The 20,015-nt window shown below is 48.4% G+C and carries 18 protein-coding genes; 13 read left to right on the top strand and 5 right to left on the bottom strand.

Translation table 11 applies throughout. The features are described 5' to 3' along the window. Positions 1–8: 8 nt before the first annotated feature. Both VIM72_RS27305 and VIM72_RS27300 read right to left on the bottom strand, forming a co-directional pair. Complete coding sequence (locus tag VIM72_RS27305; RefSeq protein ID WP_332005980.1) at positions 9–2,384, bottom strand: ABC transporter permease; 2,376 nt, start codon at positions 2,382–2,384, stop codon at positions 9–11. Positions 2,385–2,542: 158 nt separating this feature from the next. Continuing rightward, positions 2,543–3,067: a class I SAM-dependent methyltransferase gene (locus VIM72_RS27300; RefSeq protein ID WP_332005979.1), complete on the bottom strand. Its 525-nt coding sequence runs from the start codon at positions 3,065–3,067 to the stop codon at positions 2,543–2,545. A 380-nt stretch (positions 3,068–3,447) separates the two neighbouring features. Between VIM72_RS27300 and VIM72_RS27295 the strand changes: the two genes are divergently transcribed. Genes VIM72_RS27295 through VIM72_RS27260 form a run of 8 tightly spaced genes read left to right on the top strand, consistent with a single transcriptional unit; the run spans position 3,448 to position 8,776 of the window. Beyond that, entirely contained in the window at positions 3,448–3,759 is a 312-nt protein-coding gene (locus tag VIM72_RS27295; RefSeq protein WP_332005978.1) for a YHS domain-containing protein, read from the top strand. Positions 3,760–3,761: 2 nt separating this feature from the next. Continuing rightward, complete coding sequence (locus VIM72_RS27290; RefSeq protein WP_332005977.1) at positions 3,762–4,385, top strand: SCO family protein; 624 nt, start codon at positions 3,762–3,764, stop codon at positions 4,383–4,385. A gap of 32 nt (positions 4,386–4,417) precedes the next feature. Next, on the top strand, positions 4,418–4,756 hold the full coding sequence (locus tag VIM72_RS27285) for a hypothetical protein (protein ID WP_332005976.1): 339 nt from the start codon (positions 4,418–4,420) through the stop codon (positions 4,754–4,756). A 37-nt stretch (positions 4,757–4,793) separates the two neighbouring features. Next, on the top strand, positions 4,794–5,663 hold the full coding sequence (locus VIM72_RS27280) for a helix-turn-helix transcriptional regulator (protein WP_332005975.1): 870 nt from the start codon (positions 4,794–4,796) through the stop codon (positions 5,661–5,663). A 10-nt stretch (positions 5,664–5,673) separates the two neighbouring features. Beyond that, the gene (locus VIM72_RS27275; protein WP_332005974.1) at positions 5,674–5,802 is read left to right on the top strand and encodes a hypothetical protein; all 129 of its coding nucleotides are present in this window, start codon (positions 5,674–5,676) and stop codon (positions 5,800–5,802) included. A 15-nt stretch (positions 5,803–5,817) separates the two neighbouring features. Continuing rightward, positions 5,818–7,275: a cytochrome c gene (locus tag VIM72_RS27270; RefSeq protein ID WP_332005973.1), complete on the top strand. Its 1,458-nt coding sequence runs from the start codon at positions 5,818–5,820 to the stop codon at positions 7,273–7,275. 12 nt (positions 7,276–7,287) lie between these two features. Continuing rightward, the gene (locus tag VIM72_RS27265) at positions 7,288–8,613 is read left to right on the top strand and encodes a cytochrome c (RefSeq protein ID WP_332005972.1); all 1,326 of its coding nucleotides are present in this window, start codon (positions 7,288–7,290) and stop codon (positions 8,611–8,613) included. A gap of 7 nt (positions 8,614–8,620) precedes the next feature. Continuing rightward, positions 8,621–8,776 carry a hypothetical protein gene (locus VIM72_RS27260; protein ID WP_332005971.1) on the top strand — a complete coding sequence of 52 codons (156 nt, stop codon included), beginning with the start codon at positions 8,621–8,623 and terminating at the stop codon, positions 8,774–8,776. 181 nt (positions 8,777–8,957) lie between these two features. On the opposite strand, the gene VIM72_RS27255 is transcribed toward VIM72_RS27260, so the two are convergent. Next, on the bottom strand, positions 8,958–9,995 hold the full coding sequence (locus VIM72_RS27255; RefSeq protein ID WP_332005970.1) for a ligand-binding sensor domain-containing protein: 1,038 nt from the start codon (positions 9,993–9,995) through the stop codon (positions 8,958–8,960). A gap of 295 nt (positions 9,996–10,290) precedes the next feature. Further along, complete coding sequence (locus VIM72_RS27250; RefSeq protein WP_332005969.1) at positions 10,291–12,534, bottom strand: M60 family metallopeptidase; 2,244 nt, start codon at positions 12,532–12,534, stop codon at positions 10,291–10,293. A gap of 177 nt (positions 12,535–12,711) precedes the next feature. Between VIM72_RS27250 and VIM72_RS27245 the strand changes: the two genes are divergently transcribed. Further along, entirely contained in the window at positions 12,712–13,272 is a 561-nt protein-coding gene (locus tag VIM72_RS27245) for a flavin reductase family protein (protein ID WP_332005968.1), read from the top strand. 1 nt (position 13,273) lies between these two features. Next, complete coding sequence (locus tag VIM72_RS27240) at positions 13,274–14,869, top strand: Na+/H+ antiporter (protein WP_332005967.1); 1,596 nt, start codon at positions 13,274–13,276, stop codon at positions 14,867–14,869. Positions 14,870–15,073: 204 nt separating this feature from the next. Here VIM72_RS27240 and VIM72_RS27235 read toward each other — a convergent pair whose 3' ends face one another. Then, positions 15,074–15,538 carry an SWIB/MDM2 domain-containing protein gene (locus VIM72_RS27235; protein ID WP_332005966.1) on the bottom strand — a complete coding sequence of 155 codons (465 nt, stop codon included), beginning with the start codon at positions 15,536–15,538 and terminating at the stop codon, positions 15,074–15,076. A gap of 342 nt (positions 15,539–15,880) precedes the next feature. On the opposite strand from VIM72_RS27235, the gene VIM72_RS27230 reads away from it, so the two are divergent. From VIM72_RS27230 to VIM72_RS27220, 3 genes are all read left to right on the top strand, one after another. Further along, the gene (locus VIM72_RS27230) at positions 15,881–16,396 is read left to right on the top strand and encodes a hypothetical protein (protein ID WP_332005965.1); all 516 of its coding nucleotides are present in this window, start codon (positions 15,881–15,883) and stop codon (positions 16,394–16,396) included. A 58-nt stretch (positions 16,397–16,454) separates the two neighbouring features. Further along, entirely contained in the window at positions 16,455–17,336 is an 882-nt protein-coding gene (locus VIM72_RS27225) for a LytTR family DNA-binding domain-containing protein (RefSeq protein WP_332005964.1), read from the top strand. 134 nt (positions 17,337–17,470) lie between these two features. Beyond that, positions 17,471–20,015 (top strand): TonB-dependent receptor (locus tag VIM72_RS27220; RefSeq protein ID WP_332005963.1); only part of this gene is annotated, 2,545 nt, incomplete at its 3' end.

Here is a 20,015-nt window from a genome sequence, read left to right as displayed (position 1 = left end):
TAAAAAACTTACTCCGCTCTCAGGCTTTTTACCGGGTTGGCAATAGCCGCCCTGATCGATTGATAACTCACCGTTAACAAGGCAATGGTTACGGAAAGGAAAGCTGCCAATGCAAACACCCACCATTCAATGTTCACCCGGTAAGTATATTCCTGCAACCATTTATGCATGCCCCACCAGGCCACGGGCGCTGCTATCAGGAACGCAATCATCACCAGCTTCACAAAATCTTTCGACAATAATGTAGTGATACCAGCTACAGACGCACCCAGTATTTTCCGGATCCCGATTTCCTTCACCCTGTTTTCTGCTACATAGGTGGCCAGGCCAAATAAACCAAGACAGGAAATAAAGATAGTAAGCCCCGCAAACAAGCCAGCCAGCTGTCCCTGGAGCTTTTCACTTTCAAACTTGCCGGCATATGCCTGGTCCACAAATTTTATATCAACAGGATAATCAGGGTTATATTTCTGGAAAATGGCGGTGGTTTTATCCAGGTTCTTAGCGGTAGCATTCTTCCCGTTCAGTTTTATCTGCATCACGTTAAAAGTCATAAACCGGCTCTTCGCGCCGCATATCAGCATTGGGTTGGTAGGTTCATACGGGCTGGTAAGAATAAAGTCTTTAATAACCCCTACAATGTGCCAGTCGACTCCCAGGTCACTTACTGTTTTACCTAACGGGTCTTTCAGCTTCATTATTTTCAACGCTGATTCATTGATAATAACCCCGGTTGAATCTGTGGGATATTGTTTCAGGTCAAAATCGCGGCCCTGCACAAATTGCAGGCCGGCGGTGGCGCCCAGCCCTTCGTCGCACAGGTACCGGTCGAAGGAGGGGTTGTAGTTCGGGTCTTTGCCTTCCCAGTTTTGGCCCCATCCGTCGCTCCATCTTTCTGTAAGCGGGGAATTTGTTTTGGTAACGGAACTGGCAATGCCCGAAGCCAGTAATTCATTTTTTATCAACGCATAATTTTTGGCGATGTCGCCTGTCATAAAGTGGTATACAAGATGATCTCTATTGTATCCTGTATTGCGGTTGCGGGCATAATCTATTTGTTGTTTTACAATGATAGTGCAGATGATCAGCAGGATGGCAAATGTGAACTGCACTACCACCAGTGCTTTTCTTGGTGTGATGAGCGCATTGGTTTTCTTAAAGGTGCCTTTTAATACTTTCACCGGCTGGAAAGAAGAAAGAAAGAAGGCCGGGTAGCTGCCAGCCAGCAGGCCGGTGAACAGGATAAAACCTGCAAATCCCAGCCATGTATAAATATTTCCGAACTGAAGGATCAGTTTTTTACCAGTGAGCTGGTTGAAGGCAGGCAGGCATACCTGCACAATAACGAGAGCGGCAATTCCTGCCAGGAAGGCCAGGAACACGGATTCTCCTATAAACTGGCTGATAAGGGAGCTTTTCTGCGCCCCTACTGATTTCCGGATCCCTACTTCCTTTGCGCGTTTTTCACTCCGGGCGGTGCTCAGGTTCATGAAGTTAATGCAGGCGATCAGTAATATAAACCCTGCAATGATGCTAAACAGCCGGATGAAGGCGCCGCGGCCGCCATTATCTTCCACGCCATTGCTGAAGCTGGAATACAGGCGCCAGCGGTTGAGCGGGTAAATAGACAGTTCCCATTTCATCGTTTTGGCTTCATCGTCGTAGCGCTGTTTAAGATCTTTTATTTTAGCCTCCGCTGTTGCATAGCTGGCATTGGGTTTCAGCAAGACGTAAGTAGGCGTGCTGTTATCATGCCAGCCAAGGTCTGTTCTTTCCCTGTTCTTTGTATAGGACCGGGGCAGCAGGTAATCGAAATTAAATCTTGAATTAGCAGGAAGATCTTCCAGGATACCGGTCACCGTAAAATTATCTTTATTATCAACTTTTACAATTTTACCAATGGCCTCTTTATTATCGAATAATATCCGGGCTGTTTTTTCGGTGAGCACTATTGAATGCGGGTCGTTCAGTGCGGTGGCCGGATCTCCTTTCAGCATCGGGAAAGTGAATATCTGCAGAAAACCGGTATCCACCATATTGGCCGACTTCATTACTTTTTTGTCGCCTGCTGTAAGCAGGTAATTATCAGAGGTAACCCTCACGGCGCGCTCTACTTCGGGCAGGTCTTTTTCCAGCGTGCCCGCCACCAGTGCTGAAACGCTGTTCCAGCTGTGGATCTCGCCATCCATGGGTACATGGTTCCATACTTCATAGATCCGGTCTTTATTTTGATGGAACTGATCGTAGCTGCGCTCATCCTGTATCCACAGCATGATCAGCATGGTGGCGGCCATACCAATGGCCAGGCCGGTAATATTGATAAAAGAAAACCCTTTATTGCGTAAAAGGTTCCTGTATGCCACTTTGAAGAAATTCCTGATCATAAATATCCGGTTGAAATATAAACGCTGAATTTGAAAGGAGTAGTGCTCAAACAGGATGCCTGGTACCCTGATAGCTGATTTACAGGACTATAGCCTTGGTATGAAAACAAAATTGTTCATTTTCAGTACAGTTCACTGTCCGCTTTTGATACACCTGTTTACCTCCTGAACAACGCTGCGTACATATGCCCTGATCCGTATACCGAAGGTCTTTCATTCAGCCTGCCGGCAGATGTAAATCCCGCATGATGGAACAACGCTTTCAAAGCCTGGAAAGGCACGGGGTAGGGTACCCATGGATTGGCCTTCGAGGTTTCATATTCTACGATGAGGAAAACGCCATCCGGTTGCAGGTACCGGCTTATTTTATCAATAAACGCCGGTTTCCTGGGTACGTAATGCAGGGAGTTGGCCATCAGGATCCCATTCAGCCCGGTTACCGGTAAATCATCTTCCAGGAAATCCAGCTGCCCCGGCTTTATATGCACCTGCTGTGGGTTAGGCAAAGCGGCTAAGCGGGGCCTTTCTTTATCGAACGCATAAATAGTACTGCCTGTTTCCAGCAAATGGGCCAGGGCATAGGTAAATGTACCGGCGCCGCATCCGAGGTCGGCCCAAACCGAAGGAGCGCCCGCATTGGCAGGCGTATGCTTTATCAGCGCAATGGCGTCATTTATATCCATAGTGATAAATGTAGGGATTTGCCGGGGCTGCGCCAAACGCCGGGCTTCCGGCAAAAGGAGTGCCCCGTCTGTCCGCAGGCCATGGCAGTAAGTTTCCAGGTATAGTTTCCAATAACCTGAAAATGAAAATGAGTTTATACATATATAAACCATATCTTATAGATAAGGCTTATATAAGGCTTACTAAAGGTTTATATAAGGCTTATATAAGGCTTATCTCTGAAACCCGCGCCCATGGCCGCCGCTCAGACGTGGTCTGGAAGCAGTGGTACATGCAGCCCGGAAAGCAGTTATCTTTTTCTAAACTATTGTCCCGTTCATTTTTCCCCTCCCTGGGTATTAATCCCTACTTTTGCTGCTGGTAAAAAAAATGAACCGGCATGAAGATTTATATAGGATTATTTATAATAACTGCACTGGCGGCATGCGCCGGGAACAGCGGTCATGAAACACCCGTCCAGGGCGATTCTTCCATGGCGGTAGCCCCGGAGGAAGTGCAGTACGACACCGCCCTCGTGGCCAACAGGCGCGATCCCGTATGCAGAATGCCCATTAAGGCAGGCATCTACGACACTGCCCATTACCAGGGCGCTGTGATCGGGTTTTGCTCCGGCGCATGTAAAGACAGCTTCCTGTTAAATCCTGCTGCTTATACACTTGTCATGAAAGAGGCCACACCCGGCACGAAATAGCCATGAGAAAGATCCTCCTGCTCGCATTACTGGTGTCCGCGTGTAACAAGTCCGGAAAAAGGCTGCCCATCCTGGGCGAGCCCGATGTAGTTGCGCATGAGCAGAACGGGAAAAAGGTATACGACACCATCTACCCGGTGGTACCGCCTTTCTCGTTCACCGACCAGGACAGTCTTCCGGTGAATGAGCAGTCGTTCGCCGGGAAGATCTACGTAGCGGATTTTATCTTCCTTTCCTGCCCGAACATCTGCCCAAAAATGACTGCGGAAATGAAGAAGGTATACAATACCTTCAAAGCAAATGAAGGGGTGCTTTTCCTGTCGCATACCATTGACCCGGACGATGATTCCATTCCCCGCCTGAAGGCATATACCGTTAGCCAGGAAGTAAGCGGCCCCAAATGGCGGTTTGTGACCGGCAACCAGGATACGGTGTACCACCTGGCAGAGAAAGGATACTTCTCCACGGCGTATAAAGACAGCACCGCTCCGGGAGGGTATGTGCACAGCGGGGGACTGCTGCTGGTGGATAAAGCCCGGCACATACGCGGCGTATACAACGGCACAGACCCTAAGGAAACAACCAGGCTGATAAACGATATCAACATCTTACTAAAAGAAAATTGAAAAGGGTACTCTCCATATGGCTTTTGTGCGTAATGCTTTTGCAAAGCACCGGCAACTGCTGGATAGTAGCCGCATTTTATCTTAACAGGAATTATATCGCTTCAGAACTTTGTATCAACCGGTTCGATCTCATCCCCGTGTGTAAAGGCGCCTGCTTCCTCGACAAAAAAATAAAGGAAAACGATCAACAACAGGAAGGCAATACGGCCAGCCGTTTGAAAGAAATTACCCTGTTTTGCCAGCCCTTTGATATTACCCCGGCAAAACCGGTATCCCCCGGCATAATCATCACCTTCTGCGATTACCATTCGCCTTACTTCCCCCAGCTGCTGATCCGGCAGATCTTCCGCCCGCCCGCTGCAATGGCCTAACCAGTCACTATTGCGTTAAACATCATTAAGCTACTACATGAGTATGAAATCCGGCGAAATCGCTGTGTTATCTGCCGACATGTTTGACACTGGTAATGATTTTTTCTGGATAGGCAGCCCGGGATGCATTCCCGACAAATACCCGCTGCTGGAACAACCTCACCGGCAATTGTTCTACATGCTGCTATGCATTGAAAGCGCAGCAGGCAACGTGGTGATAGATGGCGTTACCATCCCGCTGGATCATCCGAAAATCATTTGTGTGAAACCCGGCAGCATATGCAGCATACAAATCAACCGCAATGCCCGCGGTCACGTGATCTGCTTTACAGAAGGGTTTTTCTCCCTGAGATATAACAACAATGTATTGCTCAACTTTTCTTTCCTCAATAGGGAAAATGTGCATGAGGTGCGCCTGGACGCCGGCAAAGCGGCGGAGTGGAATCACATTACCCGCTTTATGGAACAGGAATTTCATCACCGCCAGAAAGGCGCCGGCAACGTGTTGAGGTCTTATCTCAATATCCTGCTCTGTAACCTGGAACGGCTGTTTAACCCGGTGGAAGGAACGGAGCGTAAGAACAACAAGGAGGAAAAACTGCGGCAGTTCAAACAGCTGCTGGATGAGCATTTCATTGAGCACAAAACGCCTTCCTTTTATGCAGGGCAACTGAATATCACCACCAACTACCTGAACAAATTGTGCAGGGAATACAACGGGTTATCCAGCGGAGCGCTGATCCGTAAACGGATCACGCTGGAAGCACGGCGCCTGCTGCATTACACGGGGTTGTCGGTAGCGGAGGTAGCTAAAGAACTTGGTTTTGAAAGCGCCTCTTATTTCGTCACTTTCTTTGGAAAAAATGCGGGCGCAACACCCGAGAGTTTCAGAAAAAATCAACAGTAAAAATATTTGTATGTCAGTCAATGAATATAATACCGGGCCGGGAAAGAAAAACCTGCTGGGCACCATCATCCTGTTAAACAGGATAGCAGTAGGCGTGCTGTTATGCTGCCTGATCCTGCTGCTGTTAAAATTGTTATAGACCAAACATTATCACATGGATTTTCCAATGTTTCACCTCGACTGGCTGAACAACCGGTTCCTCATTGCCATGATCGCCATTATACACGTTTTTATCAACCACGGGCTGGCAGTGGGTTTTATTCCCTACATCGCGTGGCTGGAACAAAAGGGTGTTAAAATGGCCGGTCCCAGGCAGATCACTAATCCTTCCTGGGATGAAATGGTATATAAAAAAATGAAGGTGGCCTTTATCATTACTACCACCATAGGGGCTATGACGGGCGTAGGGATCTGGTTTTCCGCCGCATTGATCAGTCCTGCCTCCATCGGGAGCCTGATCCGCGTGTTTTACTTTGCATGGTTCGTGGAGTGGCTCACTTTTGTAACGGAGGTAGTGCTGATCATGATCTATTTCCTCACCTGGAAAAATGCCAATGCCACATTGCGTGGAAAGCTGCGCCATATCCGGCTGGGGTGGTTCCTGTCCATTTTTTCCTGGATCACGATGGCCATCATTGTATCCATACTCGGGTTTATGATGGATCCCGGCAACTGGAACAAACATCACAGCCTGCTGAACGGGTTTACCAATCCCATTTACCTGCCACAGCTTTTTTTCAGAACGCCTGCCGCCATGATCCTGGGTGGCGTCTTCGGGATGTTGCTTACTACCATCTTCGGGAAAAAGAACAGCGAAGAAAGAAGCGTGGCGCTGAAAAGCGCTGCACAATGGATTCTCGGCTGGGCGCCGGTTACGCTGGCAGCGGCTTATATCTATTACCACGCTATGCCGGAAGCCATGCGCTCCAATATGAGCACAGCGGTAGGCACCATGGAGTTTGAAAAGTATTACGGGGTGCTGCGCTATATTATTCCCGGCGCGGTATCGTTGGTGGTGATCATCAGCATCTGGGCCTGGGCCCGGCCCTGCAGTATCCGCTTTGTTTTTGTATTGGCGCCCTGCCTGGCTGCTTTTGGTTTCCTCGGCATTTTTGAGAGGGTAAGGGAATTTATCAGGAAGCCTTACGTGATAGGAGGGTATATGTATTCCAATTTATTGCGGGAAGAGGACTACCCGTTGTATAAAAGGGATGGTATCCTGAAATACGCCACCTATACGGGATCGGCAGCTATAACGGAAACGGATAAACTGAGCGCAGGCAGGGATGTGTTTATGTTGTCGTGCAGCCGTTGTCATACCACGAATGGGATTAATTCCATTGTAACGGTATTTGAAGGCGTATACGGCAAAGGGAAGCCGCTGGAGGAAAATTCCATGGAAGCCTATATTCCCAATATGCACAACGGCCGTACCTATATGCCGCCTTTCCCGGGGAATAAAGCCGAACTGAAAGCGCTGGCCGCTTATATCCGGCACCTGCAACTGAGCGGGGAATCGCTGGAGGGTGCGCAAACAACCGGCGTAAAGGTGAGCCCGCTGCATAATGTACCTGCCGCAGAGATATTATTAAAAGAAGAGAAGAACCCATAAAACATCAGAAACATGACAGCTTTTTTGCAGGCGGGCACGCCTGTGCCAAGAGATATCCCGTTGGATCTGCCTTTGCCCGAATGGTTGCTGGTAGTATTGCTGGTAGTATCGTTCCTGGCGCATATTATATTCGTGAACCTGATGCTGGGCGGGGCTGTGCTCACTTTGTGGGCGCAGCTGAAAGGACTGAAGGATAAAGCATATGATACCCTGGCGCATGAAATTGCGCGCACTATTACAGTCAATAAAAGCCTGGCGGTAGTACTGGGGGTAGCGCCCTTGCTGAGCATCAATACGCTTTACACGATTTATTTTTATTCTGCCAACGCGCTTACAGGGCTGATGTGGATCTCCATTATCCCCCTGGTAACTTTTGCTTTCCTGCTTACTTACCTGCATAAGTATACCTGGCATAAACTGGCGCATAATAAGCCGCTGCATATATCCATTATCGCGGCAGCGGTAGGAGTGTTCCTGTTTATCCCGCTTATTTTTTTAGCGAACATTAACCTGATGTTATTTCCTGAGAAGTGGGGCACCGTCAGGGGATTCGTGAGCGCTTTGGCGCTGCCTAACGTTTTTCCCCGGTACCTCCACTTTCTCTCTGCTTCTATGGCGGTAACGGGTTTGTTTTTATGCTGGTATTTCGGGAGAAAGAATTATCCTTTTGAACGTTACTTTACTACGCTTACCCGGTACCAGGTAAGGAAGAAAGCATATTCACTGGCTTTCGCATTTTCATTGTTCCAGTTTATGATCGGGCCGGTGGTGCTGTTAACCTTGCCGGCGAAAGGAATGAACTGGCGCCTGCTGGGGATCATTTTTGCAGGGGCGGCCATTGCGCTGCCCGCCATGTATTGGATGTGGAAGGCCATCACAGGACCGGAGGAGCAGCTCAGCAAACATTTTGGTAAAGTGGTGGCAGCCATGACCCTCACAGTGCTGTTTATGGGCAGTGGCAGGCACGTGTACCGGGCGAATGCACTGGCGCCGCATAAAAAACTGATGGCCGCCAAAACCGCGGAGTTTGAGCGCTTATCGGCCGAGGCAAGAGTGCACCCGGTGGAAGAGGAAGTAGAAACGCCACCAGGGGAAGGAGGAAAAGGGGCAGCCATTTTCCAGGCTAATTGTTCCTCCTGCCACCGGCCCTACGAAAAACTGGTAGGCCCGCCTGTAACGGAAATGGTAAGCATCTATAAGAACGATGTAGCCGGCTTACAGCAATGGATCAGAACACCGGGAAAGAAAAGGGCCGGATACCCGCAGATGCCCGGCTTCCCGCAGTTATCGAAAGAGGATCTCAACGAATTATCTGCATACATTCTTTCTGTTAAATAGTTATTATATGTTTATCACAGCCACTATACTATTGCTGTTCTGTATCCTTCGCCTGGTGATCCTGATCAGCAGCACGGTGCAATTATTATCAAAAGATGCGGAGCTGTTGAAGCAGCGCGCAGCGGAGGAGAAGGATTACCTGCTGATAAAGGGGTTTTATTAGATGAAAAAAGGCGGTGTTCTGCGTATGTTAGCACACTGCCTTTTCGATTTTGAACAGGGCTAGTGTTTTTATGCAGGTTCGCTGTAGCTTTGGCATATGATAACAATGCCTGCAGGCCTGATACAGGATAAAGCATCGCCTGGCGACGAAGATCCAGGCGCAGTATTATCCTGTTTCAATATTACCAGCGTGCCGAAGAGGGGGCGCTTTTAAAGTCCGTGAAGATTTTTCCATCATAACGATACACTCCACCTCCAGATCCAAACCAAATACTTCCATCGTTAGCCTCCAAAAGTCCCAAAAAAGCTGGTGGACCTGACATGATTTCTGTTACAGTGGGCATTTTATTGTACAAGGATTTTTGATCATAACGGGAAAGTGCCCAGACTTTCGGATTTACTTCACCAGTAGTCCAGATGTTCCCTTTTTTATCTTCGACTATCGCATAAGCCCTTCTCTGCGATACATTTGTAAAGGCACTGCCGTTATACCGCCAAAGGCCATCATCGTCACCAAACCAAATGCTTCCCTTTTTATCTTCGATTATTGACCAAACGTTGTTAAACCCTTTACCATCTTTGTTTTTTAAAGTGGTAAATGTTTTTCCATCATAAAAACAAGCCTCGCCCCTTGTGCCAAACCATAATTTTCCGGTTTTGTCTTCCATGATAGTAGTAAGGTCATTATTGGAAAGCCCTTCTTTAGTTGTAAAATTTCGAAAAGATTTCCCATCATAACGGCTTACGCCACTTCCGGTGCCAAACCAAATATTACCGGCTTTATCTTCATAAATAGACATGACCCGATTATTGGCAAGTCCATCCTTGATTGTAAAATGTTGAAAGGATTTCCCATTGTAATAATAAACACCTGAATCAGTGGAAGCGAGCCAAAGGTTTCCACGTCGATCTTCCAGTACGTCCCAGAATCTGTGCGAGCCTATTTTACTACTTGTGAGATTAATAAACGATTTTCCATCGTAGCGAAAAACACCACCCCATGATGCAGCAATCAAAATGTTTCCGTTTCTATCTTGCTTTACATTCCGAACCTGGCTCATAGGTACCCTGGAGGTAGTCAACTCTTTAAGTTGAGACTCGGATAAGCCATTGTGCTCTTTACTGAAATTGCTTTGTGGTGGGTTTGTTTGATTTTGTCCACCACAGGAGGTGTGAAAAACGGACATTAAGAACAAAGTATAGATGGGTGTGTATTTCATGATCTTTTCTATTTAATCATGGAGAACAGAAACACTGCCAGACGGGCACGATAGCAGGCTGTTCAAACCGTGTCCTTTAGTTTTATATCCTATTAAATTTTGATAACAGCGAAACTACTTTAATCCTTTCAGCTTGATGAGGCGGGATCGTAAATTAATATGTAAACTTTGTAAATTATTGTAAAAGTCCCCTGGGCCTTAGAAACTCTTTGCTTAAGATATGCCAGGGCCGTAAGCTGCGCTTCCGATGGATGCGTAACCGATCTTGCAGGAGAGGGGCGCGTTTTAACCATTGTTACTTCAGTTCTTCCGGTAACCACGAAGGATAATTACTTACAGACTTCTTCGCCGTTTCCGTAACAGACACCTGCCATTTCTCAAAAAAGAGCGACAGGTTTTTCTGTGTAGCCGCACAGATAGCAGTAAACCAGTAATCCCTTTTATCCTCTTCTGTGGCGGGATATTGAGCAGCAGGCAGGGCGCGGTATTTTTTGAAGACATCTTCAATAGGTTGCCAGCCGAAACCTTCAATCAGTTCGATATACATTTTTAAAGCAAGGAACGGGTCTTCACAAAATTTATCAAAACCCGGCTGTTCTTTCATATACTTCCTTATCTCATCAATTACTGCTTGTTTGCCCGAAATGTTCGGGTGGTTGTAAAGCCCTTTATGTAATAGGTGATCATACACATACATGGTGTACAGGTTTACGGTTACTTCACCCAGGCCATTGAAATCAATGCCCCAGAACTGGTGACGGTGGCCCAGTTCATGAAAATGACCCCAGGAACCTTTTGCACGCAAACTGTCTTCATCCAGCATAAGTGCACAGCTTTCATCATCGGGGGCCATAATTTTGTGCGGGGCGGTAAACATATAACCAAAGGCCACCTGCTGGTCAATAATGATCCTTTCCGGGTGCGTCCTGTTGGGAGAAATATCCGCCAGTTTCGCATCAGCGTCCATTACTTCATCCCAGAATTGCAGCAGCTTCCCGGGATCATCCAGCTGCCGGATGCGATAGGAGGGCACGGTGAGAATAATTTTATCGGTAGCCAGTTCCGCCCATGGGCCTGGGTATTGGCGGATAGTGTTTTTCCAGTCGTCCTGGCTGGTAACGCCCTGTTTAAAATAAGGGCTTTTAACAGCGCCCCTTACCTGTACCGTAAGCGTTTTGAGAGATGTAGTGTCTGGTATATTGATCATCAGCAACCCGCCGAAAGGAGAAAAAATGGTCGTCACCGGTTGCTCCAGCTCAAATGTTCTTGTGAGGTTTTCAATATGGCGGGTATAATAATTCATGTGGTTGAGATTATCTTCATGTACGCCTATCTGCGCTTTCAGGTGTTGGGGAACACAGTTGGGAGGAATAGTCACTGTTACCGTGTCGCCTGCGGCTACATACAGGCCGGTGCTGTGCCACCGGTAAAAAATACCATCCGGCTCCAGTAAGCCCTGTGCACCGGTCTTTACCGGGATCAGCACCTGTTCATTCACTCTCGGGGCGGTTTTACTTACTTCGCCGGGGAATATTTTGCTGGCCGGATGTATATATCCTGTGTCGGGATGCGATTGTTGGTGTTGTTTCTCCAGGTAGTTCTGCACACAGTAGGTTAAAAAGGTTTTTATATCATTTTTTGAAAGAGGATGTTGGGGAGAAGGGATGATAGGGGCCTGCGACCTGAATAATGTCCTGATCTTATTGGATAAAGCGGATGTATCCGGGTTATTAAATAAGTAATTGGCGATGGTATTAGTATAACTGTCCACTTCACCAGCGGGGGGAATAAATCCCGGTGTTTTAAATTTGTTCACCAAAGAAGTGATATGCACGTAAGCAGGAATAGAGCGGATAGTAAGCCAGTTCTTTTTATCATCCGGTTTCACTGCAGAGCTGACGTGAAATATGCCCGTTTTCATAAACAACTGGTTCAGCCCCAATTCAAAATAAGGGACCTTTTGCTGGTTTAAAATGCCGGTTACGGGAGAACCGAATATGATGGCGCCGCCTTTTCTTACAAATGTTTCCAGGTTGTTTCTTTTAACCGAATCGGTAATATCCTGAGTAATGATGATAATGCCTGCTGCGGGCTGAATGCTAACGGTATCGGTTATACTTTTATATCCTTTCGGAAGTGGTGGAAGATCAATATTGCTGCCCCATAGCTGGATAGTATTGCCTTGTGAATTGGATCCCCAGGCAACGGCGTTTTGCAGCAACTGCTGTATATTTTTATCGCCGGAAAGGGGTTTTTTAAAATATTGGTCCGACCCCAGGATCAGTATCCTGCCTTTGCCCAGCCGGGAAGTGACAATCACAGGCAGGTGCTGTTTGGTGTCGTTTTCGGGCGCGGTGGCAATAATAGTGGGTTTATCGTTTATGGGGATAGTGAAGGCTGCGTTATTGGGAGCTGCCGGCATCATTACCTGCTGCACCTTATTCAGCAGTTGTTTTGGATCGCCCTGCCGGGCGCGTAGTGGATGATAGATACAAATAAGGCATAGAAGAATACCGGCGGCAGTTTTTCCTGGTGTCATGGGTTGGGTTTAGTGATAAACTTGTATCAATTTAATAAGAATAAACACAACTGCGGAGATCTTCCTTTGCTTGATAGGAATAAATATCCGGCGCCTTGTGTTTGTATGATTATTGCGGATGTTGTTTTATTGCGCCGGTAAATAATAGTAGCGGCGCTGAATGCAAATCACCTGACAATGAAACGAGCCTATAAAAAAACCGACCTGCCTGTATCAGAGATCCGCAGGTTCCTGGAGCCCGGCCCCATTGTGCTGGTAAGCTCCTGCTGGAAAAACAAGACCAACATCATGACTATGGGCTGGCATACCGTGATGGAGTTTTCCCCTTCATTGATAGGATGTATGATCACGGCTGCCAATCACAGTTATGAAATGATCCGGAAAAGCGGGGAATGTGTGATCAATATTCCCACTGTTCACCTGGTGGAGGAAATTGTGGGTATTGGCAATACCACGGGCGCCCGGGTGGACAAGTTCCGGAAGTTCGGGCTTACCGCGGAAGAAGGGGCAGTGGTGAAGGCGCCCCTGATAAAGGAATGTTACGCCAATTACGAATGTAAGGTGGCGGATACCCGGTTGCTGAAAGGTTACAATTTCTTTATACTGGAAGTAGTGGCCGCACGGGCGGCGGTATATCCCAGGTATCCTAAAACGGTACATTACCGGGGAGAGGGCATTTTTATGGTATCAGGAAAACATATTAACTTGAGCACTAAATTCAAGCACCAGAATCTTTAGTATGCTCGCTACCGTTATAGAATATATTTTACTGATCTTTTTTATTTTGTCGCTGGTAATGATCGCCCAGAAGTTGAAAATTGCTTACCCGATCGTACTGGTACTGGGCGGATTGGCGCTCAGCATGTTCCGGCTGTTTCCTTCTATCCAGATCAACCCGGAAATGATCCTGCTGATCTTCCTGCCGCCGTTACTCTATGAAGCGGCCTGGTATACTTCCTGGAAGGAATTGTGGCGTTGGCGGCGCGTTATTTCCATCTTTGCTTTCCTGATCGTGATCTTTACCTCCGGGGTAGTGGCGGTAGTGTCGCATGCGTTGATCCCGGGGTTTACACTGGCGCTGGGCTTTGTGCTGGGAGGAATCGTGTCGCCGCCGGATGCTGTATCTGCCACTACTATCCTGAAATATGTGAAAGTGCCTAAAAGACTTTCCTCCATCCTGGAAGGAGAAAGCCTGATGAACGACGCTTCCAGTTTGATCGTATTCAGCTTTGCCAGCACGGCCGTTACCACGGGTGTATTCGTGTTGCAGGATGCGGCGGTAAGCTTTGTGATTGCTATTGTGGGAGGAATTGCCATCGGGTTGCTGATAGGGTTATTGTACTATGCCATTCACCGCTGGTTGCCTACGGGTACAGATATGGATGTGATCCTGACGCTTACGGCGCCTTATGTAATGTATATCTCCGCCGAATATTTCCATGGGTCCGGCGTACTGTCAGTGGTGAGCGGCGGGTTATTCCTCTCAGCCAGGAGCCAGCATTTCCTTACTTACAGGAGCCGGTTGCAGGGAGCCAATGTATGGGCCACGCTGGGATTTATGTTAAACGGACTGGTATTTATGCTTATAGGACTGGAACTGCCGGTGATCATTAAAGAACTGGGCAGTGTTAGTCTTTCAGAAGCGATCAAGTACGGCGTTATTATCACCGTGGTGCTGATCGTAACCCGTTTGCTTTGTACCATGTTCGCCTCTGTGTTCACGGTATTTATCAGCCGGTACATCACTACTGCCGATAGCCGCCCGGGCTGGAAAGGACCTTTGCTCCTGGGCTGGGCAGGCATGAGGGGTGTGGTATCGCTGGCGGCGGCTTTATCTATTCCTGTGTACATGAACAACGGCCAGCTTTTTCCCCAGCGCAATCTCATCCTGTTCATCACGTTTACGGTGATCCTGCTTACGCTGGTGGTACAGGGCCTCACGCTGCCGGTGCTGATCCGGTGGGTGAAAATGGAAGATCGCGATAATGATCTGCCTGCTGAAGAACAGGAGCGGATGATCCGCGACAAGCTGCTGGAAGGAAGCATTCACTTCCTGGATACGCATTTCAGCGAGGAAGTCAGGTCGCATGAAGCATTAAAACAGCTGCGGGAAGACCTGGAGCACCGCAAAGCAGTGGCCATGCACAATAAAACCGATGGGGTGGATCATAAGTTATACAAGAAAATATACCTGAAGATGCTGGATCACCAGCGTAGCATATTGCACGAACTGAACAGGGATCCTCACATCTCGCATGAGCTGATCAGGAAGTTTCATGAACTGGTAGATATTGAAGAAGAGATCCTGAGAATGAAATATGAGCATGCTTCCTGAAAGGGAGCATATTATTTGCGCTGGTTGGTCCCGGCTTCATAAATAAATGGGAGCATGCTTCCCCGAAGGGATCCTGTCATTAGCGCGGTTTCATAAACGAAATATAAACATGCTTCCCGGAAGGGCGTAACATATCGGCAGGGGAGCTTCCGGATTTACCCGGAGGCGCCCGCTCATGGCCGGTTCACCTTTCCTGCCGGTAATTTACTTCACGTGAACGCTGATCACTTTGGCCAGGTCGAACATGGAGATCTGCTTTTTCCCGCCAAATATCTTACCCAGTTTATCATCTGCATTGATCATGCGCTTGTTGGCAGTGTCCTGCAGTTTATTGGCCTTGATATAGTCCCATACCTTTTTAACGATCTCTGTTCTTGGCAGCGCTTTATCGCCAATAACGGCAGCCAGGTCGGCGGAAGGAGACAGTGGTTTTTTCAGGCCTGAATTGCCGGATGCACCAGCAGATTTTTTAGCAGGACTAGCCTTGGTGGTGGCAGCACTTTTCTTAGCCGGAGCCGCTTTCTTAGGCGAAGTAGCCTTTGTTGCCGCTGCTTTTTTGGCCGGTGCAGCCTTTTTAGCCGGGGCTTTCGCAGGCGCTGCTTTCTTTGCAGTAGCTGCTTTCTTTCCTGCTGTTTTGGTTTTTCCTGCAGTGGTTTTCTTTGTTGCCATTTTTTTTGTTTTAAGATGATATTTGTTCAGTTCTTCTGATGACCGTTTTAATATCCGGGCCAACGTTCAGGGTAATACCGTTTTAAAACGCCGCTATCCCCTGTATTGTTGCAGCATGCGCCAGATAAAGACCAGGTAATTGTTCCCGGCTGTTGTGGCGTAAAGTAATGGCGCCTTCCGGCAGGCATCCGGACCAACCATCAACACATATGCCAGTTTATGTCGGTCATGCAGGCAATTTCTCCGGTTGTGGCGGGTTTGAGCGTTGTTTGTTATTGGGGCGCCGGGTGCTAAAAACAATACAGGCCCGCTTTTTAAAGCGCTTAATTGTATCTTGCCACTATGAAAAGGAGTGATTACCTGCGGCAGGGAAAGTCAGAAAATTACCAGGATGCAGAAGCAAAGGGCTTGTTGAAAGCCGGTGAAGCGGCTGTATTGTTGTCGAAGAAGTTCAATATTAAAATATCGGCGAAGGAACTGGGCGTATTTTCCACAGAATGGCACCACGCCGGCGTTTTTAAGGGGGCAAAGAATGGCCGGTTGATCGGGCGCAAAGTTTATTTCTTTTCGGCAACTGCGCTTAACAACATCTCCCTGGATGCTATACTGGCCAACAGGAATAAGGCGGCGGAAAAAACGCCGCCGGATAATACCCCTGTGCAGGGCTGGTACCCGCAGTTCTTTCGTATGACCGATCCCGTTACCCGCAAAACTTTCTCCATGCCTTTTATCGGCATTTACAGGGGGCCGGCTTCCAAAGCGCCTAAAGGCTTCCGGCCATTGGGGGATGAAGCTTTTGCTATAGCGGAAAAGCAACGGGGCAAAGCGCTGAAACCGGGAGAGGAGCCGGGGTTCTAACACTGCGCCCGGATTCCGGCTTTTTTCCTTAACTTAATTACAGCAAATCATCCACTACATGAAAAGCTTGCCTACTTTGCCACTCATTTCCAGGTATGCTGCAGAGCAACCCCGCTTTACGTTACTGGATTCAGTAACCAACAGGATTTCCCTGATCGCATTTTGCAGCGTTTTCAGCTTCCTGTTCATGTATATCTTCCTGCCATTTAATATTAATATGTGGTATGAAGGACAACAGCTGTCGCTGATGGCATTGTTCTTTATTTTTACCCTCTGCGGGGTAGTAGTGCTATGTATCTCGCAGTTCGGGCTGTACCGGCTGAAATGGCGGCGCAGGCTTACCAACGCCACCTATCTCTGCTGGTTTGTGGGAGAAATACTGGGGATCACGGTGATGGTTACTATAGCGGATGTAATCCTTGTGGACACCTTCTTCCTTACCTGGTCTGAATTTATCAATACCCTTCGTTATGTCGCCCTCATTTTACCGTTGCCTTACTGCATAGCCCTCCTTTGGTTCTTTACCAGGGAGAAGATGGCCCAGCTGAAGCGCCTCGAAAAAGAACAGGTGGCCAAACCCATTGCTGATCCCTGTATCCTGATCCGCGATGAACATGATAAGCCCGTGCTTACCCTGCACCCGGGGAAATTGCTGCTCATGAAAGCGGAAGACAACTACGTGCAGGTATTTTATCTTTCCGGAAATACTATCAGCAAGGAACTGGTCAGAACTTCCCTGAAAAAACTGGAGTCTTACCTGACTGCCGATACCTTTGTGCGCGCACACCGTTCCTATCTTGTAAACATCTCCAAAGTGGTTCTTTTTAAGAAAAGTACAAAAGGACATTACCTGGAACTGGAAGGATTGGGCGATATCAGTGTGCCGGTATCTGCCACCTGTTTAACCGCCTTCCAGGAAAGATTCGCCCCCCTGCCCTGATTTTTACCCCCAATAGCCCCGGTTTCGCCCCAAAGTCAATGGTACCAACACTTTCAGTGCAGGGATTTTGGTAATATCGCTATGCCGCAAAGGCAAAACGACTAACAACCAAGCCATCTAAATCCCACCTGCCGATGTTAAGATCCTTTATTATTATAAGTATGGTATGCCTGTTTGGGGGATGCCTTACGGCAAATGCTCAGATCGTGATTTCGGGCAATGTCCGCAACAGCGTTACCCAGGAAGTAGTGCCCGTTGTTTCCGTTACCATGAAGGAAGCACAGAACGGGGATTACACCAACGACCAGGGGAATTTTAAATTCTCTACCCGGAAAAATTATCCTGTTACCCTTATACTGTCGTCGGTAGGCTTCGAAACAAAAGAAATCATCATTTCCGGCCCCGGGTTCCAGCGCATAGAGCTGTCGCCGGCTTCGGTACTGGGAAAAGAAGTGGTGGTTTCTGCCAGCCGGTTTACACAAAAGAAAATTGAGTCCCCGGTTACCATTGAAAGGATCAGCACCAAAGACATTATCAATTCCCCACAGCCCAGTTACTACAACATGCTGCAGGGCCTCAAGGGAGTAGACGTCACCACTTCCAGCCTCCTGTTCACCACCATCACCACCCGCGGTTTCAACACCAGCGGCAATACCAATTTTACGCAGATCGTGGATGGCATGGATAACCAGGCCCCCGGTCTCAATTTCCCTATCGGGGCGATTATTGGTCTTACTGAACTGGATGTAGACAACCTGGAAGTGCTTTCCGGCGCCTCTTCTGCATTGTACGGTTCCCGCGGCCTCAATGGCACCATGGTGATGACCGGCAAAGACCCGTTCAAGTACCAGGGGCTCAGCGCACAGATCACGCAGGGCGTGAATCATGTGAAGAAAGGAAAAGCCAACGACCCGCTGGGGCCATCACCTTACTACGACTGGACCGTTCGATGGGGTAAAAAAGTGAGCGATAAGTTTGCCTTTAAAATAAATGTGCAGTATACCCAGGCGAAAGACTGGATGGCCAACGATACCACCAATACCAACGGCCCCGGTGGCCCCCGGCAGGACCCTAACTATAACGGGGTGAATATTTACGGCAGCAAAACATCGGTAGACATCAACCCTTTCCTGGAAGGGGCCCTGGCACAGGTGCCGGAGCTGGAGCCTATTATTACGCCCCTGCTGGCGGAAGGTCAGCATAAGGTAGCCCGCACCGGCTACACCGAATACGGTTACCTGAGCAGCGATGCCAAAATGTTTAAAGCCAACGTGGAACTGCGCTACAAGATCAGGCCCAAACTGGAAGCGATCCTGTCAGGCACCTACGGGCAGGGCAACGCGGTGTACAGCAATGATACCCGTTATGCGCTCACCGGTTTTCACCTGGGGCAATACCGTGCCGAAGTAAAAGCGGAGCACTGGTTTGTAAGGGCTTATACCTCCCGGGAAAATTCCGGCCGTACTATTATTGCCAGTCCTACCGCCCAGTTAATCAACGAAGCCTGGAAGCCCAGCTACGACGCCAGTACAGGCGACGGCTGGTACCCGCAATACACCAGCGCCCTGCTGGAGGCCATGTCGCAGGGCAAGAGCTATATCGATGCCAGCAACCTGGCCAGGGCCTTTGCCGACCAGGGCAGGCCCGATGCCGGCAGTTCACAGTTCCTCCATCTGAAAGACAGTATCTCCCGTATCCCTACTTCCAAAGGCGGTACGTTGTTCACCGATAAAAGCCGGTTGTTCAATGCAGAGGCCCAGTATAATTTTACGCACCTGGTAAAGTTTGCAGAGCTGATTGCGGGGTTGAACTACCGTCTTTACCGGCTGGATTCCAAAGGCACCCTGTTCCCGGATAACGACAGCCCTATTGATGTAGCCGAATACAGTGCGTACGCCCATCTCACAAAAAAAGTGATCCGCGAAAAACTCAGCCTGGCGGCAGCTTTCAGGTATGATAAGAATACATTGTTCGCAAAGCCGAGGGTTACTACCCGGGTATCTGCCGTATTGGAAGTGAACAAAGAAAGTTTTATCCGTTTCTCTTACCAGAACGCTTACAGCTTCCCGTCTAATATACAGTCGCTCCAAAGTACCCCTATTGATTACAACAGCTTTGCCTCCGGCGGGTCGGACAGGCTGCTCAACGGCGTATACCAGTTCAACAAATACCCGGCCTATACCCTGGAAAGCGTAGATTCTTTCCAGCGCACAAAGAACCCTGCGGACCTGAAGCAGTTTAGTTTAAACGATATCAAGCCACAATCGGTAGATGCGTTCGAGTTAGGCTACTCCTCGCTGATTGCCGGCCGGGTGCTGATAGATGTGCTGGGCTACTATTCCACCTGGAAAAATTTCATCGGCTATGTGAATGTGGCCAATACGCCCGGTACTGCAGATCCCAACGCCTTCCTGGATCACAGCACCTATATCCAGTATAATATTGCCTATAACGGTGCGGAAAAAGTGAATACCTATGGCTATGCCGCCAGTGTGAGCGTGGACCTGTCGAAACATTTCCTGGCAAAAGTGAATTTCTCGTCCGATTTCCTGAAGAACCGCAACAACAGCCAGGTAAATAATTTTAATACGCCCAACTATAAATTCAATGTGGATTTTGGAAATACCGGCTTCGGTAAGAAGGAAAGATTCTCATTTAATACTACCTTCCGTTACAGAC

Source organism: Chitinophaga sp. (genome assembly GCF_036569185.1).
Lineage (GTDB): Bacteria > Bacteroidota > Bacteroidia > Chitinophagales > Chitinophagaceae > Chitinophaga.
Note: the sequence above shows the minus strand (reverse complement) of the source record. Positions and strands in the feature narration are given on the sequence as shown.

What these genes read in the sequence shown, in the direction of transcription:
- VIM72_RS27305 (WP_332005980.1), bottom strand. Translation starts at nt 2,384, where the DNA reads ATGATCAGGAATTTCTTCAAAGTGGCATACAGGAACCTTTTACGCAAT.
- VIM72_RS27300 (WP_332005979.1), bottom strand. Translation starts at nt 3,067, where the DNA reads ATGGATATAAATGACGCCATTGCGCTGATAAAGCATACGCCTGCCAAT.
- VIM72_RS27295 (WP_332005978.1), top strand. Translation starts at nt 3,448, where the DNA reads ATGAAGATTTATATAGGATTATTTATAATAACTGCACTGGCGGCATGC.
- VIM72_RS27290 (WP_332005977.1), top strand. Translation starts at nt 3,762, where the DNA reads ATGAGAAAGATCCTCCTGCTCGCATTACTGGTGTCCGCGTGTAACAAG.
- VIM72_RS27285 (WP_332005976.1), top strand. Translation starts at nt 4,418, where the DNA reads ATGCTTTTGCAAAGCACCGGCAACTGCTGGATAGTAGCCGCATTTTAT.
- VIM72_RS27280 (WP_332005975.1), top strand. Translation starts at nt 4,794, where the DNA reads ATGAGTATGAAATCCGGCGAAATCGCTGTGTTATCTGCCGACATGTTT.
- VIM72_RS27275 (WP_332005974.1), top strand. Translation starts at nt 5,674, where the DNA reads ATGTCAGTCAATGAATATAATACCGGGCCGGGAAAGAAAAACCTGCTG.
- VIM72_RS27270 (WP_332005973.1), top strand. Translation starts at nt 5,818, where the DNA reads ATGGATTTTCCAATGTTTCACCTCGACTGGCTGAACAACCGGTTCCTC.
- VIM72_RS27265 (WP_332005972.1), top strand. Translation starts at nt 7,288, where the DNA reads ATGACAGCTTTTTTGCAGGCGGGCACGCCTGTGCCAAGAGATATCCCG.
- VIM72_RS27260 (WP_332005971.1), top strand. Translation starts at nt 8,621, where the DNA reads ATGTTTATCACAGCCACTATACTATTGCTGTTCTGTATCCTTCGCCTG.
- VIM72_RS27255 (WP_332005970.1), bottom strand. Translation starts at nt 9,995, where the DNA reads ATGAAATACACACCCATCTATACTTTGTTCTTAATGTCCGTTTTTCAC.
- VIM72_RS27250 (WP_332005969.1), bottom strand. Translation starts at nt 12,534, where the DNA reads ATGACACCAGGAAAAACTGCCGCCGGTATTCTTCTATGCCTTATTTGT.
- VIM72_RS27245 (WP_332005968.1), top strand. Translation starts at nt 12,712, where the DNA reads ATGAAACGAGCCTATAAAAAAACCGACCTGCCTGTATCAGAGATCCGC.
- VIM72_RS27240 (WP_332005967.1), top strand. Translation starts at nt 13,274, where the DNA reads ATGCTCGCTACCGTTATAGAATATATTTTACTGATCTTTTTTATTTTG.
- VIM72_RS27235 (WP_332005966.1), bottom strand. Translation starts at nt 15,538, where the DNA reads ATGGCAACAAAGAAAACCACTGCAGGAAAAACCAAAACAGCAGGAAAG.
- VIM72_RS27230 (WP_332005965.1), top strand. Translation starts at nt 15,881, where the DNA reads ATGAAAAGGAGTGATTACCTGCGGCAGGGAAAGTCAGAAAATTACCAG.
- VIM72_RS27225 (WP_332005964.1), top strand. Translation starts at nt 16,455, where the DNA reads ATGAAAAGCTTGCCTACTTTGCCACTCATTTCCAGGTATGCTGCAGAG.